Annotated in this window: 18 protein-coding genes and 1 pseudogene; 8 read left to right on the top strand and 11 right to left on the bottom strand. The window is 59.8% G+C overall.

Annotation, left to right across the window (positions count from 1 at the left end; all coding sequences use genetic code 11):
- Window positions 1-397: pseudogene (locus FXB40_RS24735) on the top strand (GIY-YIG nuclease family protein); the annotation flags it as partial.
- Window positions 398-643: 246 nt separating this feature from the next.
- Entirely contained in the window at window positions 644-895 is a 252-nt protein-coding gene (locus tag FXB40_RS50430; RefSeq protein ID WP_430648007.1) for a DUF7662 domain-containing protein, read from the top strand.
- Here the strand turns inward: FXB40_RS50430 and FXB40_RS24730 are convergent.
- On the bottom strand, window positions 892-1071 hold the full coding sequence (locus FXB40_RS24730; protein ID WP_007600516.1) for a hypothetical protein: 180 nt from the start codon (window positions 1069-1071) through the stop codon (window positions 892-894). The genes FXB40_RS50430 and FXB40_RS24730 overlap by 4 nt on opposite strands.
- A gap of 622 nt (window positions 1072-1693) precedes the next feature.
- On the opposite strand from FXB40_RS24730, the gene FXB40_RS24725 reads away from it, so the two are divergent.
- From FXB40_RS24725 to FXB40_RS24715, 3 genes are all read left to right on the top strand, one after another.
- Window positions 1694-1996 (top strand): hypothetical protein, encoded by a 303-nt coding sequence (locus FXB40_RS24725; RefSeq protein WP_148774777.1) that lies wholly within the window; start codon window positions 1694-1696, stop codon window positions 1994-1996.
- Between the two features lie 65 nt (window positions 1997-2061).
- Window positions 2062-2295, top strand: coding sequence for a hypothetical protein (locus tag FXB40_RS24720; RefSeq protein ID WP_148774776.1), 234 nt, complete (start codon window positions 2062-2064; stop codon window positions 2293-2295).
- A gap of 2 nt (window positions 2296-2297) precedes the next feature.
- A complete protein-coding gene (locus FXB40_RS24715) occupies window positions 2298-2519 on the top strand; it encodes a hypothetical protein (protein WP_007600502.1) in 222 nt (73 codons plus the stop codon).
- Window positions 2520-2579: 60 nt separating this feature from the next.
- Here FXB40_RS24715 and FXB40_RS24710 read toward each other — a convergent pair whose 3' ends face one another.
- The 9 genes from FXB40_RS24710 to FXB40_RS24660 form a co-directional block, all read right to left on the bottom strand.
- Window positions 2580-2984: a hypothetical protein gene (locus FXB40_RS24710; RefSeq protein ID WP_148774775.1), complete on the bottom strand. Its 405-nt coding sequence runs from the start codon at window positions 2982-2984 to the stop codon at window positions 2580-2582.
- 677 nt (window positions 2985-3661) lie between these two features.
- Window positions 3662-4087, bottom strand: coding sequence for a hypothetical protein (locus FXB40_RS24700; RefSeq protein WP_148774774.1), 426 nt, complete (start codon window positions 4085-4087; stop codon window positions 3662-3664).
- Window positions 4088-4107: 20 nt separating this feature from the next.
- Window positions 4108-4329 carry a hypothetical protein gene (locus FXB40_RS24695; protein ID WP_148774773.1) on the bottom strand — a complete coding sequence of 74 codons (222 nt, stop codon included), beginning with the start codon at window positions 4327-4329 and terminating at the stop codon, window positions 4108-4110.
- 790 nt (window positions 4330-5119) lie between these two features.
- Window positions 5120-6403 (bottom strand): type II toxin-antitoxin system HipA family toxin, encoded by a 1284-nt coding sequence (locus tag FXB40_RS24690; RefSeq protein WP_148774772.1) that lies wholly within the window; start codon window positions 6401-6403, stop codon window positions 5120-5122.
- Complete coding sequence (locus FXB40_RS24685) at window positions 6400-6687, bottom strand: helix-turn-helix domain-containing protein (RefSeq protein ID WP_148774771.1); 288 nt, start codon at window positions 6685-6687, stop codon at window positions 6400-6402. Before FXB40_RS24685 ends, FXB40_RS24690 begins: the two co-directional genes overlap by 4 nt.
- 514 nt (window positions 6688-7201) lie before the next feature.
- Window positions 7202-8077, bottom strand: coding sequence for an ABC transporter permease (locus FXB40_RS24675; RefSeq protein ID WP_187437116.1), 876 nt, complete (start codon window positions 8075-8077; stop codon window positions 7202-7204).
- The gene (locus FXB40_RS24670) at window positions 8070-8933 is read right to left on the bottom strand and encodes an ABC transporter ATP-binding protein (RefSeq protein WP_148774770.1); all 864 of its coding nucleotides are present in this window, start codon (window positions 8931-8933) and stop codon (window positions 8070-8072) included. The genes FXB40_RS24675 and FXB40_RS24670 overlap by 8 nt, the downstream gene beginning before the upstream one ends.
- Window positions 8930-10000: an ABC transporter substrate-binding protein gene (locus tag FXB40_RS24665; RefSeq protein WP_246207902.1), complete on the bottom strand. Its 1071-nt coding sequence runs from the start codon at window positions 9998-10000 to the stop codon at window positions 8930-8932. The genes FXB40_RS24670 and FXB40_RS24665 overlap by 4 nt, the downstream gene beginning before the upstream one ends.
- 25 nt (window positions 10001-10025) lie before the next feature.
- The gene (locus FXB40_RS24660; RefSeq protein ID WP_148774768.1) at window positions 10026-10955 is read right to left on the bottom strand and encodes a TauD/TfdA dioxygenase family protein; all 930 of its coding nucleotides are present in this window, start codon (window positions 10953-10955) and stop codon (window positions 10026-10028) included.
- 561 nt (window positions 10956-11516) lie between these two features.
- On the opposite strand from FXB40_RS24660, the gene FXB40_RS24655 reads away from it, so the two are divergent.
- From FXB40_RS24655 to FXB40_RS24645, 3 genes are all read left to right on the top strand, one after another.
- Window positions 11517-12860, top strand: coding sequence for an LLM class flavin-dependent oxidoreductase (locus FXB40_RS24655; RefSeq protein WP_148774767.1), 1344 nt, complete (start codon window positions 11517-11519; stop codon window positions 12858-12860).
- A gap of 922 nt (window positions 12861-13782) precedes the next feature.
- On the top strand, window positions 13783-14136 hold the full coding sequence (locus FXB40_RS24650) for a MarR family winged helix-turn-helix transcriptional regulator (RefSeq protein WP_246207900.1): 354 nt from the start codon (window positions 13783-13785) through the stop codon (window positions 14134-14136).
- Between the two features lie 244 nt (window positions 14137-14380).
- Window positions 14381-14635 (top strand): hypothetical protein, encoded by a 255-nt coding sequence (locus FXB40_RS24645; RefSeq protein ID WP_187437115.1) that lies wholly within the window; start codon window positions 14381-14383, stop codon window positions 14633-14635.
- Between the two features lie 766 nt (window positions 14636-15401).
- Here FXB40_RS24645 and FXB40_RS24640 read toward each other — a convergent pair.
- Entirely contained in the window at window positions 15402-15647 is a 246-nt protein-coding gene (locus FXB40_RS24640; RefSeq protein ID WP_148774765.1) for a DUF6894 family protein, read from the bottom strand.
- Between the last annotated feature and the right edge of the window lie 287 nt (window positions 15648-15934).

Genomic DNA, 15934 nt, shown 5'->3' with positions numbered 1-15934 from the left:
TCAGCGACGGTGTGCCACTCACGAAGTCGCTTTCAGCACTCGAACGCCTGCGGACGGAAAGTTCTCGCACTACCTCGTGCTTGACCGTCTCATTTTGGAGTATCCCAAAACGATCATGTGGCTCGGCCAACGTGCTGGGGATGTTCAACCGGCCGACTACAAAGCTGCTGAACGTGCAGTAAGCGTGAGTTTCGACGAGGATTTTGCAAATGCCGAACGCATCTTCGCCCTCGACGGAGTTCGGCGCGCCATGGTCGCTTATTGGGCTGATGCTCTGGCCGATCTTCGCGAGAGGAATGCAAAGAGCGTCTACGCAAGGTATCATTCCTACGATGCGGTGTCGCAGTTGCTCGAATATAAAAGAGCAAGAGACAAGGTGGTGGTAGGCGAGCGATGAAGCGATCCCTTCAACGACGGGAGCGTCTTGGGTGGAGGCCCCCCGCCAACAGCCAGCCCCGGCCGCGCCCTCGCTCAGCCCGATTGTCTGTTGTCAAGGTACTTTGCCCTGCCTCAGCCGGTTGGATCAACTGCTCGGCGATGTACTTCCGGCTCTCATGATCGCCACCGTGCGGAAGCTCGGCACGCACTTGCTCCAGGACCGTCCATGTTCGCCTAGCCTGCGGTGAGACCATGAGCTTCCGAAATCGATCTACAAACCATTGCATCAGCGCTTGTTGAGCGTGGACAAATCGTTCGGCTGACCTTCTCCGAAATGGAAGAAATACTTTGGAGAAAGCTTCCGGCAGCGGCACACAAATTCACCGCGTGGTGGAGCAAGGAAAGCTCCATGAAGGCCGGGCACATCCAAGCAAGGGCGTGGGTGAAGGCGGGCTTTCGGGTTCGAGTAAAGTCGCGTCGTCGAATTCCACCGGGTCTATCAAGATGTCCGGTTTAGCACTTGTCGAAGGCCTTCGCACGCTGGAACAGCACGGTTTGAAGTCCGGTGATGATCAACTTGTTCAACGTCTCACAATCGTTCGGCGACAGGTGGGGAAGCTGGCGCGCTGTCTTCCATTGCTCGATCGCGGCAGAGATCGCGACACGCAATTCGTCATCAGTCGGGCTGGTCATTGGTCGACCTCAATGCGATCGCCTACAGCTTCGCCCCTTTTGAAGCGGATGCAATTGAACCTTCGATGTACCGGTTGAGGGCTACTTCAGCGCGGGGGCGAACGGACGATGCGATCGGATCGGCTCGCTGCCCTATATCCGCTGCGAGTGTGATCTTGCGACCTTAGAGATCGATGGCCGTCACTCGATCACTCTGCTAACTGAGCAAAGACTTTCCCGCTCGTCCTACTCGCCCGCCCTCGCTGTTTTTGAAAGCGCTGCAAGCGAGCGTGAACCGCTTGTCGGGTGCGGCCTAGCCGTTCGCCGACCTCCTCAGCTGTGGCACCTGCGCCAAACAGCGAGAGCAATTCCGCCTCTTCGTCCGGCAACCACGGACTCGTCGATGTGCGATCGTTCGTCATTCGCGATGCCTGCAATGCCTAAATCCGCGGCGGCGCTGGCCGCCGCGGCGGGTCGGGAAAGCGAGCTGGCCGCTCTGAGCGCGGCGGCGCCGGCAAGCGGCCGGGCTTAAGCACGCGATTACCGCGCGTCATCCACGCTGCTAGACGAGCGTAGCTTCGCCTGAGAGCCGGAACGAACCAAGCGGATGCGTCCTCGTGATCCATGCCGCAGAACAATATCCATGAACCATTTAGAAAAGATTGCCGGCTGTTCCCGATCCGTAACCGATCGTAAACGATGCGATGGCAACAAACGGGCATGGAAACCGAACGCCCGCTTGGAACGATACGTCAAGGCATCGGTCGGCAGGAAAAGCGCAGGCCGCTTTTTAATCAGTTTCACCGGCAAATGCTCGATCCTCTTCGTGACCGCGATTGGGTGTCTTCTTCGAAGCTTCCCGATCATCCAGGAACAACGCTCGCTCTTTTGCGAAACGGATGGATGGAGCGACGCTCAACCGGCGAAGGTGTGGAATATCGTATGACCGAAGCCAGTCTGACAGAACTTAGCCGCCCCCGATAATCCGCAAGCCGGTGGGAAACGACGAACATGTCAAAGGCCATGGAATTGATCGTCGCTGGCTACGTGAAGGTGCGGGACCGTCGCGCGCTGACAGACTTGCTGGCACATCGTCGCAAGGTGCTCGCCCAGCTGCAAGCCGTATCAGGCATCAACCCAGAAAACGCAGTAACAGCGATCCAAGATGAATTGGCGCTGATCGAAGCCGGCCTCGAAGAACTTAAACCTCCGCCCGGTTCGCTGCCTGAGAACGAGTGGAGCTAGCGATGCGCGTTAACAAGATCAATTGGGACAAAATCGGCCGGGTAACGGAGCCGGGTCGATATAGGTGCTTTTTTGGATATCTAAACGTCACTTCAGAGGACATTGAGGTGTGGACGCGCTACCCCGATGCGACGTTCACCTTGATCACGCGGCCGACCACTGAGCAATCGGTGGGCGAAGATTACCGTCTAGGCGCGTTCGACATCGGCAATCCTGAACAGTAGGACGGTCCACCGTCGTCGCCTGGGGCACAGCCCCGACGGGCGTTGAGTGCGCGAGCCCGTCTATCCAGACCGCTTTGCCACTTCTGCGACGAGCAAGTCCCGTTCCTGCAAATGAGCCTTTTGGGTCTCAATCAGGGTGTCGAGAATGGAAAACGCGAGAGCAAGATCACGTCCCTCGCGCTTGAGCTGGGCGATGACCCTCTCTTGCTCACTGATGTGTTGCTCGCCTTCGTGAAGACGGCGTTCGGCTACGATCAAGCGCTCGCGCAGGCGCGAAAGCGGCCGCTCCTGCCTCCGCTCCGGTTCGAAGCGGGCGAGACGCCGTGGACCACACCAAACCTCGACAGGGTCGTTCGCCACCGCGGGAGAGCCCAGCTGTAGAGCCTCTTCGGCGTTATTGCAGTCGATCTCTTGCGCGTTCAGTGTCCTACCGCAGTCGTAGAGCGTGAAGATATAGCAGCGCATCGCAGTTTCGCAGCTGTTGTTCAGTCAGGAATTCCAACGCAGGCCTAGACGTTCCTTCTTGGACATTCACCGGCTCAGAACCTTCCGATGCGGCTTCTCGGTTCCCGAATTAACTTCCAGCGCGGATATCAAGCTTAATTTGACGCTTTGATTGCGGCGACGCGTCGGAGGGTTAGCTTTGCGCACCGGACATTGCCCTGTCCGGGAACACCCCAGGCGAAGCCGTCGCGCCATCATATTCGGCGCGGCGGTTTCGTTTGCCCCAGCACGCCCGCGAGTGCGATTTTGAAGAGGCCGTCAAAACAAGAAGCGCTCGATCTCGCCGAGATGCGTCGGCAGATCATCGCTGTGCGAAGCCGGCACTCAGAAAATTTGCGCGTTACGTATCTGCTGAACAGATTGCTGATCAAGATTGCATATCTCACTGAACCAGAGAGCCCTACTCACGCGGAGCAACTGCGCGAAGCGTTCACCCGAACCATGACGGATGTCGAGACCATCACGAGAGAGGACCGCACCGCGCCGCCCGGTAAGGCTAACTAGTAGATTACATTGCAGGAGGCCATTTCTGGGTCGAGCCTACCTGTAGTCGCGGAGGTGCCGATGTATCGCGTAAACGCTGCCTTCGCGGCAAGGGGCCGCCGCTGTCACAAGCGGCGGCCCCGCCCGCGGGCGGTCTAGTAAGCACGCCGCACTACTCGGGGCAGGGATGGCACTCTCGGAGAAAACCGGTGGGCAAGCGCGAGCACTGCGGCTTCGTCGGTTTCGAGCGCGATCTTCTGCGCGAGCATCACATCGCCAGCCGCCAGGGCCCGTTCGGGAACGAAACACCACCCGATCTTAGGCTGTCTTTCTTCATCAAGTTCCAAAACATTGCTCATGGTGCCCTGATGAATTCGATATCGTCGGCCGGTGTGAGAGCCCGTGACATCGAAATAACCCTCGGCATCAAACTGCGCACGCTGATCCGGAGATAGCCAATCGCGCAAAAGACGCCGCGCACGCGCTTCCGGCCCTTTTTGCTCGAAGAAGCTCCAATACAGCGAACGCAGGGCGCGCAAACGCGCACTACCGCCGACGCCGTTGCGCCTGAACAAAAACATTTGCCGTGCCGCGAGGGTGGTTAGCCGCCGACGAGGCGCGGATAGAACAGCGTCTCGTCCGCAGTCGGATCAAATGTCCGTACGGCCTTGAGATCGCCGACTGCCGTCCGAGTAGCAGCGGTAAATCCTTGGTCTGTCAACTTCTTAAAGCGACGCTCAGCCTTGGCCAGCCCCTCGAGGGCGGTTTGGTCAAAAAAGTGTCTGCTGTCGCCTGTGTGGTCCATCACGATCTGAGTAGCCATCGAAGAGAACTCCGTAAGTGCTAACCTACGGCGGAAGAACCTCGCGGCGCCGGCTGGTGTTCCTAGTCTGGGGAAATTTGCTGTGTTTCCCATTAGGCGTCCCTGACCGGCATCGACGAAGCCTGATCCGCCGCGACCTGACCGCAGCGCAGCGCACTGAACTGATCGCGAAGCGGAAGCGGCATATGGAGCCGTGCATCCGGAGACGAAGCACGGCGCAACCGGGCGCCGCGGGAAAAAGATGCCAACGTGGCGTCTTTTACTTCCGATACCGCCGCAAGACAGGAAAACCAGAACGGACCATACAGCGCGACGCGAACCGCGCCAAGGCGCTAGGCCCCGATCTGGACCGTGTTTCAAGACGTCGCGTACCAACCGACAGGACAGCCGTCGTGGCCGCGATCCTGCTCTGTTTGATCTTCAGCCCTGGCTAATCCAGCGCCCCTTAAATGGGGCGAAACGCCGTGATTGCGCAGCCGTGTCCACGGGACTGCCGGGCGGATAGGAGTCGTGCCAAAAGAGGACCTACAAGCGGACCGCCGAATTGGAAAAGCCCGCGGAGAGTAATCGTACTCTGCCGGAGCCCTGAAAGGACATGCCGTAGGGTCATGCCACCCGCAGCGGCTACGCGGTTGCCACCGATCGCGAGCAACCACCGATCGTAGTCGACATCGACATCGGCATGCCGATCGCGGTGGTGCTGCCGTTGGCGTCGACAACGACATGTCGACTATGATGATCGACGCCTTGCTGCCGAACATCATCATTCTGCTGGCGGCCGTAGTCGGAACTATATCCCACCGAGCTGTCGACGGCATTGCTTGGCTCTGGCAATCAAGTGCTCGGCGAGGCGCCCGATGATGGCATTGTCCAATCCGTCTTTCCGCCCTTGCTCCCGTACGGCGGCTACAATGTCCGGAAGCTGCTCGGCCATGGAAATCAGTCCGGCGATCACCTTGTCAGGATCGAGGCGCGTCTCGCGTGCGAATTTCTGCCAATCGCGCAAACCAATCTGGCTGAGCTTGTAATCACCGCCGATTTTCATCGCGAGCTTGATCTTCTGCAGATCGATGTCATCGTAGGGAAGAATGCTGGCGATGTCGTAGAGGGGGGCGAGTCGTACGTGAGGGCCGCCGGCCAGCAGCAGCGAATAGTTCTTGGCATGAGCATCCGTTCCCGCAATCAGCCAATTGAAGCCTAGAGCGTCGACAAACGTGTCAACGTCGACGACGCGATCCGTGGAGTAGGTGCGCAAAAGCTCGATCACGTCGGCAGGGCTTGGTCCGCCATCGTTTTGATACTTTCTGGTCGGCAGGATCCCGAGCGCCTGGCAGATATCCTCCTGGTGGACACGGACAATCTCGTTCCCACTGAACTGCCGGTCGTAGCGCTCGATGACGATGGCGATTTCTTTTCCGAAGCGCATCACCTGGGTGTCGGCGACGGGCAGACCGAGATTGCGGGCGAGTATGAGGCAGATATGTTCATTTTCCGCGTGTCCATCGAAATGGCCGGTCGGCGGTTTGAGGATATGCGTCGTCGGGATGCGCCCGGAGGGAATTCCCCATTTGCCTTTTTGCAGAAGCAAGGCGGTTTTGGGTTGGGCACCCGCAAGGCTGAATTGTCCGGTATCGCGCGGCAACCGCCAGGCGGCGTGATCCTCACGTAAGGTCTGCAGGCGTTTGGCGATCGCCGTCTCATCAAGCCATTCGACCTTGTCTTCGGCCCCGCTTCGCAAGGCCTCCAGCCGATCGGGCGTGACGAACTGAACGGCACCAGCGCAGTCCTCGCCGACATGGGAAATAAGGGCAAACACGTTGCGCGCGGACACCTGAAATCTTCGGGCCCACCGTTCGAGCACGCGTTCATTGTCGGGTAGGAGTCCCCAGAGGAAGGCCTGCACGGCGGAAGGACCGTGCTCTTCGGCCGCGAGCGGCATGGACAGCGACAGCGGATAGGCTCCTTCGGCCTGGCGCCAGTCGTTGTCATAGACAAAGGTGAGCCGGCCGCGGGCGTCATTGCGCACGCGGCCGATTTCCCGACCATCCAGCAGAGCAACAAGTTCGCTCGTCATGCCTTTTTCTTCCTGGCCTTGGCCACGATGGCGTTGATATCGACGGCTGGCCTGGTGGCCCCGCGGGCCGGCGCTTGTTCGGTGCTCGCATCCAGGCGGATGTCCAGGGCGTCAAGGGCGCGAAGGATCAGACCGAGTTCAGCGCGCGCGTGACCGTGCTCAACTTCGATCACCCATTGGCGGCTGACGCCAATGCGTTTGGCAAAAGTCGATTGATCGAGTTTGAGCTTCTTGCGCCGGTCGCGAAGGACGGCGCCGAGTTCGGCCGGTGTGCGTACGAGCATGGGATTTCCAAATGTCAACGTTCGCTTACTTTAACATATGTTGGCGTTCGTTGACAATTTGTAAATGACAGCGATCGATGACATTATAAAAAGTCATCGATCGCTGACATAGGCTCCGCAATTCACGTGTTTTCAATTGCGCCAGGCCGATCGGCACCGATATTCACCAGGGCGCTCGCACCGGCTTCTCATCGATTACGGCACCGGGGGGCACGATCGGCCACTATCGGCGACAATGTCTGAATCTATCAGGCGGTCACGCTCGAGGCGCGACTTTCCGACGGATGACAAAGGCAACGTGATCAGGAGCGACACCCGCCACCCGATCTTGGACGACGGCGTCGTGATCTACGTCGGCGAAACGATCCTTGGCCGTATCACCATCGGCTGAATCACGATCGGCCGCGGATCGACCATCGGCGGGAATGCCTGGCTGATCCGCGACGTGCCGCCGAGCAGCATGGTGACGCAGGCCACCGCGCGGAACGTTCCGAGCGGCGCCTGATCCCTAATCTCATGCCGTCACTGGCGCCTTCCACCGCATGAAGCGCCGCTCCAGTGCCTCCAGAATGGCATTGAACGCCAACCCGATGACGGTGATGCCGAGGATGCCGAAATACATCTGCGGAATCAGGAAGCTGTACTGGCTGTTGATGATGAGATAGCCGAGGCCGGCCTTGGCGCCGACCATTTCGGACGCAACCAGCACCAGCATGGCCGACGCGCTGGCCAGGCGAATACCGACGAAGATAGTGGGAAGCGCCGCCGGAACGATCACCTTGCGAAACAGCTGCTGCCGGGTTGCACCCATGGTCTGCGCCGACTTGATCAGCAACGGATCGACCTGTTTCACCGCGGCAATGGTATTGAGCAGGAGTGGCCAGGCGCAGCTATAGATTACCATCGTGATCTTCGACAGTTCGCCGATTCCGAGCAACAGGATGAAGGCCGGCAGCAGCGCAAGCGGCGCCGTGTTGCGGCAGATCTCGATGAGCTGGTTCACGAGATCGCCGAGCCGGGCATACCAGCCGACGGCCACGCCAAACGGGACAATGAATGCGACCGAAATCAAAAATCCGCTCATGGCACGCAGCAGGCTGGCGGAGACGTCATCATAGAGCTCGCCGGTTTGCGCAAGCTGCCAGCCCGCGGCGATCACCTCCGAGAAGGGTGGCAGGAACACCGGATCGATCAACCCGAGCCGCGGCGCCACCTCCCATGCCGCCAACAGGGCAATCAGCAGCAACGAGCGGTGCCCGAAGGCAGCCAGCCCGCGGGCCGCGGCGCGGATCCGGTCCACCACCGGCGATGCCGGGCTTTCCACGCTGGTGAGTGGCTCTCGGCGCTCGTGCGCAACCTCCAGCAATGTCAGCATATCGAGGCTAGACATGGGTGACCTCCTCCACTTTGCGATCGGCGCGCGCACCAGCGCCGGCGGCCAATTGTCCTTGCTGCGCTTTCAAGACTTCGTCGCGTAACAGACTCCAGACCTCGTGGCGCACGCGGCCGAACTCAGGCAGCGAGCGCACGTCGTCAGCCTCGCTGCGCAGCACGTCCGGAATGTCGATGATCTGCTTGATCCGGCCCGGACGCGACGTCATCACCGCCACCCGCTGGCCGAGCACGATGGCCTCGTCGATGCCGTGGGTGATGAAGACGATCGTCTTGCCGGTGGCGCGCCAGATTCGCAGCAGCTCGCCCTGCAGCGTCTCGCGCGTCTGGGCGTCGAGCGCGGCGAACGGCTCGTCCATCAGCAGCACCTCGGGATCGTAGGCGAGGCTTCGCGCGATCGCGACACGCTGCTTCATGCCGCCGGAGAGCTCATGCGGATAGCGGTCGGCAAAACCGGACAGCCCGACCAGGTCGAGGAAATGCCGCGCGATGTCGAGCCGCTGCTTGGCCTTGAGCCCGGCAATATCAAGCCCGAACTCGACATTCTCAGCGGCGGTGCGCCAGGGAAACAGCGCATACTGCTGGAACACGATGGCGCGGTCCCGACCGGGTCCTGCAATCGGCCGGCCATCGAGCAGAATCCGGCCGCTGGTCGGTAGCGTGAGCCCGCCCAGCAGATCGAGCAAGGTGGATTTCCCGCAGCCGCTTGGGCCAACCAGGGCGAGGAATTCGCCGGAGCGAACATCGAGCGTGATGTCCTCCAGAGCGATAAAGTGGCGGCCTGGTCCGCCGCCCTCGCCGCGCAGGACGAACTCCTTGCGGACATGCTCGAAACGGATCTTGACGGAGGTCATCGGGCCTCCGCCGTCTTTCCGGGACGGAAATAGTTGAACGCATTAGTGTAGGTGTCGGAAGCCTTGACCTGACCCGGCTTGAACAGGCCGTCCTTCACCAGCCAGTCGATCCACACCTGGATTTCGCTGTCCGAGATCACGCCGCCCTTGGACGCAACGCCCGTGCTCTTCCAGTATTTGATCGAGGAGGCATCCTCGTTGCGCTTGCGCTCGGCGATGATCTTGTCGAACCGGGCCCGCACCTCTTCCGGCGGTGTGGTCTGGGCCCATTCGACGGCCCGCGAAATCCCCTCCACCAGCTTGCGCGAGGCATTGGGATTGTCCTTTATGAACTTCTCTCGCAGCACATAGGCGCCGCCGGTGAACTGGCCGAACAGATCGGTATCGTTGAAGAGAGAGCGGATGCCACCCCGCTCCAGCGCCTTGTCGCGCAGAACACCGCCCAGCGCGCTGACCTCGACCTGGCCCTGGCGCAACACTTGCTCGCCGCTGACCGGCGGTATCGCCACCAGCGTGACCTGCCTGGCTTCACCAGCGCTGAGGCCGGACCTAGCCAGGTACTCGCGCAGCACGAACTCCAAATGTGCGCCCAGCGTGTTGACCGCGACCTTCCTGCCGATCAGGTCATGCGCGGTCTTGATCGGGCTGTCGCCCTTCACGAAGTAGCCGTAATAGGTGTTGGCGTCGGAGCCGTAGTAGCCGACCACCGCCTTGACCGGCGCCTTCGCCGCGATCAACTTGAGGATCGCCCCATAGAACGCGCCGCCGATGTCGATATCGCCGGTGACGACGGTCTGGATGTCCTGCGGCCCGCTGATGGTGTTGCCGACCCATTTGAGCTTGAGCGGGGCGAGATAGCCAAGGTCCTCGGCCAGCTCGATAAACGTCACCTGCCCGGCCGATCCCTGGTAGCGGATCTCGGTCTTCTCGAGCGGCGGCTCGGCGAATGCCGGGGCCGTGAGGCCGAGCGCCACGGCGCCCGCCAACAAAACCCGCAACGTGTTGCGGGTGGCCCGTCCCAACCCGGCGCGCCTTGCGGGAAGCAAGCGAAGTATAGCGTTCATCATTGTGACTCTCGTGAGCTAATCAGGATCAAGCGGCTTTGGCGGTCTGGGGCTTGGATGTCTTGACGCGCGTCACACTGCGGCGACCGTCGACGCTGAGCGGTACATCGCCATCGATGGTGGCCCGGCGCACAACGCGGTGCTGGTCGCCATAGTCGTTGACCGCGTAGTGTTGCGTGGCGCGATTGTCCCAGATCGCAACGTCGCCGGCCTCCCAGCTCCAACGAACGGTGTTTTCCGGCGCCGTGACATGCGACTGGAACAGGTCGAACAGCTTCTGGCCGTCGGATTTCGGCAGGCCAACGAAGCGCTGCACGAAATTGCCGAGCACGAGCGTGCGCTCGCCTGTCTCGGGATGGACGCGCACCACCGGATGCTCGGTTTCATAGATCGTTCCGGTGAACACCTCGTCGAAGTGCTTTTTGTCCGCCTCGGTCGCCCGCGTTTTCACGGCATAGTCATAGGCGTTGCTGTGAACGGCCCACAGTTCGTCGGCGAGCTTGCGCAGAGGCGCCGGCAGGCCGAGATAGGCGGCTGCCGTGTTCGACCAGACGGTATCGCCGCCGTAGGGTGGAATCACCACGCCGCGCAGCACCGAGATTTTCGGATAGGCGTCGACGAACGTGACATCGGTATGCCATTGGTCGGCGCGGCCACCGCCCCGGCCCGAGTCCAGCTCCAGGATCGACGTCGTGCCCTTGATCGCACCGACCGTCGGATGGGGCACCAGCTTGCCGAGCCTGATGGCAAAGCGCTCCTGCTCGGCATCGTCGAGATGTCCCTGGTCCCGGAAGAAGATGACCTTGTGTTCGAGCAGCACCTGATTGATGGCAAGGATGGTCCCGTCCGAAAGATCGCCCGACAGTTTGATGTTCTTGATCTCGGCGCCGAGCCTCGCCGCCCGCTTGACGATGTCGGCGCGCGGAATGGCGTTATCGATGGTTGTCGTGTTGCTCATGGTCGTGCTCTCGTCACTGCGATCCCCGTGGAAAAAGCTCCGCCATGCGCCGGTCGCGGAAACGACGGCGGAGATAGATCAAATCATTTCAGGCTAGGGGCCCTAGTCGGGCGCAACGTGCTCCGGCAGACGGCCCGAGCCGGGACATCGGTCACTGGGTTCGGATTGGAGCATGATGAAACGACCTCGCGTTGAGGCCTTTAATGGTACGAGCGATCGATCGTCAGTCAATGAAACGAAACCAGCTTTGTTTTCGGCGACAGGCAACGAACGCTTCGCCGTCGATGCTGACACTGAAATATTCGCAACGATGACCGCCCGCCCGGCTGCAAGAGGAACGTAATTAGACGCGGCGCAACGCACTTCTCGTCCAGAAACGCGATAAAATCGCCAGCTGCCGCCGCTTCTCGTTGTGACGACTGCCCTGGTTTTTCATTGGCGCTCTGCGCGCAAGCTTCATGCTTGCATCCAACTCAACAATGCAAATTCATTTCATCGACATCAGTGTGACTGCAGACGTAGAGTTTCGCTTGCTAAAGCTCCCAATGCACGGACCAACACATGAGCGAACGACGCCAGCTTTCTCTCAACTTCTTTATCTATCCGGATGGTCATCACGAGGCTGCCTGGCGTCATAAGAAGTCCGCTGCGAACCGTATCCTTGACGTCAGCTACTACCAGGAATTGGCGCAGCGCGCCGAAGCGCATAAGTTCGACGCGGTCTTCTTTGCCGATGGTCCGGCGCTGGCGGACAATGTCCGTTATGCCCAGCGGTTTCGGCTCGAGCCGATCACCCTGCTCACTGCGATCGCTTCCGTTACCAGTCGGATCGGCCTGATCGCGACCGCATCGACGACCTATACCGAGCCCTACAACCTCGCGCGGCTGTTCGCCTCGCTGGATCACATCAGTAGCGGCCGGGCCGGCTGGAACATCGTGACAACGAGCACGCCGCAGGCCGCGCAGAACTTTGGCTTGCCCGAGCATCCTCCGCATCACGAACGCTATGAACGGGCGCGGGAATATCTCGACGTCATCACGCGGCTTTGGGACAGCTGGGAGGACGACGCGCTCGTCAACGACCCCATCTCGGGTGTTTTCGCCGACACCGGCAAGATCCACGCGATCAATCACATCGGAAAGCATTTCCGCGTGCGTGGACCCCTCAACATCTCAAGGACGCCGCAGGGACGACCGGTCTATGTCCAGGCCGGCTCTTCCGACGACGGACGTGCCTTTGCAGCGCGTTTCGCCGAGGCGATCTTCACCGCGCATCAGACACTGGCGAGCGCCCAGGAATTCTATGCCGACATCAAGCGTCAGGCGCGCGCCTTCGACCGCAGTGCCGATCAGATCAAGATTTTGCCCGGCATCAGTCCCTTCATCGCCAGCACGCAGATCGAGGCCGATCGGTTGCAGGACGAGTCCAACGAGCTGATCCAGCCCGAGTTTTCGCTGACCCAGCTGCGCCAGATGATCGGTCTCGACCTCTCCGGGTTTGACCTCGAGGGCCCCTTTCCTCGCCATCTGATCGATACCGAGGGCGCCGGCGGCGTCGCCAGCCGTTTCAAGCTGGTGATCGACATCGTTGATTGCGAGAAGCCGACGATTCGTCAGCTCGTGCAGCGCCTGGCCGGCGCCCGCGGCCATTGGGTGATTGCCGGACCGCCGGAGAAGATCGCCGACAACATCCAGACCTGGTTCGAGAACGGGGCAGCCGATGGTTTCAACGTCATGCCGCCCTGGCTGCCCGGCGGGTTTGACATCTTCGCCGAGCAGGTCGTGCCCATTCTGCGCAAGCGCGGCCTGTTCCGGCACGACTACACGGGCACAACGCTGCGCGATCATTACGGCCTGAGCCGGCCGGCCAGCATCTTCTCCAACGCCATTCAGGCCATCGCATAATTCGCCTGACAACACTGATTTGACGATGTCGCAACAGAAGCCTAACGGGTCGCTTTCATTGGGTCGCCGGACGGCGAAGGCGCAAGTGAGGAGAGATTTATCTATGCTCCTCAAAGGAAGCCGGGGTCTGAGCGAGGTTCACTCCCGGTGAACCAGGTTCTCACGGATTCGGCGAATAGATCTGTCCTTCCGCGGCCGTGCCATCCAGACATCTTATTGTGAGTTGTCGCGCCGGGTTTAGCCGGTGGGAGTAATCAAGTCTCGACGGCAAGGAAGAACGACTCGGCGAAGGCGAGATCTGGACCTGCCTCGTCTCGACGCGTGAAGCTCGCGAGAAAGTGGGGGTGCTAGTTGCCCTGTTGTTCTTCTGACGAACGCCAGCACCTCAGGCGTATGGAAGTGTCTCGCCATTCAGCTCGTACGATTGCGCGGAGCTTGAAAGGGTTTGTGGGAAGCGATGTCTTCGCGCTTTCTGGGCTATGTACGTGGCAGTTACTTACGTCTGACCTGCCGCGACGCTTAACTTCTGCGTTTACATGCAAGTTTTTGAAGGATTTCACCACCGCGATTGTGTGAAATTGCGACGTATGCGTTGGAGCTCCAGCGAGAAAGTCGCATCGGGAACGAGCGGGGGGACTGCAGCTCATCGAGCTGACATCTAGCGCGTGGCCGGCCGAGTCGGTCGGCCAAACATCAATCCTCTCTGTTGAACTCTGCTGGCGCGGAACACTCTAACGATGGAGCTCCTAAGATCCGATGGCGCCGAATTTGCCTAATCGAACAACACGGCTCGGAAAGGGCTCTGCCGCGGGTCAGGATGTACTTAGGCGATTCACCTGGGAGATCAGATCTATCAATGTGTGTCTGGACGCACTTCGTTATTTCCAGGCGAATGCGCTCGGTATTACTTACTGGACCGCAAATGATGATCCTGATGGCGCTGACCGAATTGGAACGGAATGACGGGGTTCCGGTCAACGTGGTTGCAAAGTTAATGGAGGTGGGTTCGGCCTTCATCACGAAGCATTCGAAGGAGCTCGAGAATAAACGGTTTGTGCGGCGCGAGCCCTGCACGAAGGACGCCCGAGTCGTACACCTGTCGCTAACAGACAACGCTCGCAAACGTCTTGCGAGCATCGCGGCACAGCAGGAAGAGATCGATCAGTTTGTTTTTGATTATCTCGGCATCAAGGAATTCGCCAAATTGGCTAGCTGCCTCAGCGGAGTCAGGCATCGGCTGGAAAAAGCTCGCCTACAGGCTGAACTAAACTCCTGAGATGAACTGAAACAATTCAAGGACGACGACAAAGATCTGAACGCATCTTTCGCAACCCGTTCACGCGATGGACGGCGCTCTTGGCAATCCCGGTACTCTTTGGCGATGGCGCGCACGCTCCAGTGTGTTGCAGCCTTGGGCTTGCGGGCCAATGTCTGAGTGATCAACTCGGCCACCGCCTCATCCTCAACCGTGGGGGGCCTGCCGCTACGGCATCTCGTCGTAGAGCCCCTCGATCCGATCGGTGATGAAGCGATTGCGTCAGTTGCCGATCGTATGGGGGCCGACGCCAAGCCGCGTCGCCACGACGTCGTTGCTGGGCTCGCGCTCGCATGCCAGCACGATCTTCGCCCGCAATGTCAGTGCCGCCGACAAAGAGCGCGACCGCGTTATGGCCAAAAGATGCGTGCGTTTGTCGCTCGATATCGTGAGTGTCGCCTTTGGGCGTCCGGTTCGCATCGGGCAGCTCCTTCGATCAGGATACCCGAAACAACTGTAATAATTATGCTACGAACTTACGCGGACGGTACACTACCGCCGGCCTGTGCGCGAGGCACAGTCACTCATTTCTATGCCAAATCGGTTGGCTTCCGCCCGAGGAAGAACTTTCCACGGTGCTGGCCTAGCTTGTTAGGTGTGTTGCGCTCGCAAGGTCACAATTGTTCCGTTGGCCTCGAATTCGTTTTTTTGACTTCACAGGGTGGCGAGTCCGGCGTTTGATTATGGCGGACCCTGAGTAAGAGCTTTCATCTCGAAGACGCATTGAGGCGGGGTCCAAGAGATCGCTGTCCAGCGCCAGCGGTCTCTTCGTTAGCTTCATCGGGAAAGGCCGTCCGATGCCGACCCAAGTATGGGCTCTCGCCGCGTCGATCGGCTGGACAGTCGGCGTGGCCGTGATCCTGCTCTATTTGACATTCAGCCTTGGCTAATCCGGCGCCTGTTAAGGGGCAAACGCCTAAACGTCGTTGATTGCGCAGCCGTGTCCGCGGGCAAGCGGGGTGCGACCTTAAAAGGAAGATCTGCTTCCACGTGTCGTGGGGAGTGAAGCGAAACGAGGCATCACGAATCGGAGATTGAAGGGGCGTTCGCCTGAAGAGATAGCCTATGAGGATCCAACGCTCGTTCGAGCGACGCTTCTGTTGGTCGGACCATCATCCAGCAGTTTGGATAGCGCGGCGGGGCCGTATGGCAAGCCGATAACTCTGCGATAAGGATCTCGGGACCCGCAATACTGTCGGGATGATGCTCAGACTCCAACAGGCACCCTACTTCTTTAAGAACCTCGGCAGAACGGTTTCGAGGGGTACGGTACTGAGCGGTCGCCCCACCTCATCTGCGATGACCAAAACCTCCGACACCTCTGGCGTACCGCTCTTGATCGCTTCGGCTAGAAGCTCGCGCGCAGCTAATACGGCCTCATCCTCAGCCGCAGATAAATCTGGCAGCTCTGTTCCTTCCTCATCGAGCGTAATCTCGTCGCCGGCACGTACGTGAAAGTAGAAACGTCCCAAGGCGAACTCCAATTGAACAGAGACCTATTTGGTGGATTTTCGCAGACGTATACCACGCTGGGCAGGAGGCAGCGAGCACCGCCAATTGGGGCTTACGCAACAGTCGGCTCGTGAAACAGGGGTACGTTCGATGCTGTACAGTAACGACATGTCGATATTGATAAATGCAACGAGTCCCGCGTTGACGCTTAAATTCCGCGTTCGAGCGCTTCCTTCGACGGATTTCACCACATCGATGGTCCGATAATTGCGCAGCATTTGGGTCTGCAAGGCCGGTGCGAGCGCTT

This window comes from Bradyrhizobium rifense (assembly GCF_008123425.1).
In the GTDB taxonomy this organism is placed as follows: domain Bacteria; phylum Pseudomonadota; class Alphaproteobacteria; order Rhizobiales; family Xanthobacteraceae; genus Bradyrhizobium; species Bradyrhizobium rifense.
This window is presented reverse-complemented; position numbering and strand designations above follow the sequence as displayed.

Coding starts and splice junctions, on each gene's coding strand:
- FXB40_RS24730 (WP_007600516.1), bottom strand. CDS start 1,071: ATGACCAGCCCGACTGATGACGAATTGCGTGTCGCGATCTCTGCCGCG.
- FXB40_RS24725 (WP_148774777.1), top strand. CDS start 1,694: ATGAACCATTTAGAAAAGATTGCCGGCTGTTCCCGATCCGTAACCGAT.
- FXB40_RS24720 (WP_148774776.1), top strand. CDS start 2,062: ATGTCAAAGGCCATGGAATTGATCGTCGCTGGCTACGTGAAGGTGCGG.
- FXB40_RS24715 (WP_007600502.1), top strand. CDS start 2,298: ATGCGCGTTAACAAGATCAATTGGGACAAAATCGGCCGGGTAACGGAG.
- FXB40_RS24710 (WP_148774775.1), bottom strand. CDS start 2,984: ATGCGCTGCTATATCTTCACGCTCTACGACTGCGGTAGGACACTGAAC.
- FXB40_RS24700 (WP_148774774.1), bottom strand. CDS start 4,087: ATGTTTTTGTTCAGGCGCAACGGCGTCGGCGGTAGTGCGCGTTTGCGC.
- FXB40_RS24695 (WP_148774773.1), bottom strand. CDS start 4,329: ATGGCTACTCAGATCGTGATGGACCACACAGGCGACAGCAGACACTTT.
- FXB40_RS24690 (WP_148774772.1), bottom strand. CDS start 6,403: ATGACGAGCGAACTTGTTGCTCTGCTGGATGGTCGGGAAATCGGCCGC.
- FXB40_RS24685 (WP_148774771.1), bottom strand. CDS start 6,687: ATGCTCGTACGCACACCGGCCGAACTCGGCGCCGTCCTTCGCGACCGG.
- FXB40_RS24675 (WP_187437116.1), bottom strand. CDS start 8,077: ATGTCTAGCCTCGATATGCTGACATTGCTGGAGGTTGCGCACGAGCGC.
- FXB40_RS24670 (WP_148774770.1), bottom strand. CDS start 8,933: ATGACCTCCGTCAAGATCCGTTTCGAGCATGTCCGCAAGGAGTTCGTC.
- FXB40_RS24665 (WP_246207902.1), bottom strand. CDS start 10,000: ATGATGAACGCTATACTTCGCTTGCTTCCCGCAAGGCGCGCCGGGTTG.
- FXB40_RS24660 (WP_148774768.1), bottom strand. CDS start 10,955: ATGAGCAACACGACAACCATCGATAACGCCATTCCGCGCGCCGACATC.
- FXB40_RS24655 (WP_148774767.1), top strand. CDS start 11,517: ATGAGCGAACGACGCCAGCTTTCTCTCAACTTCTTTATCTATCCGGAT.
- FXB40_RS24650 (WP_246207900.1), top strand. CDS start 13,783: ATGATGATCCTGATGGCGCTGACCGAATTGGAACGGAATGACGGGGTT.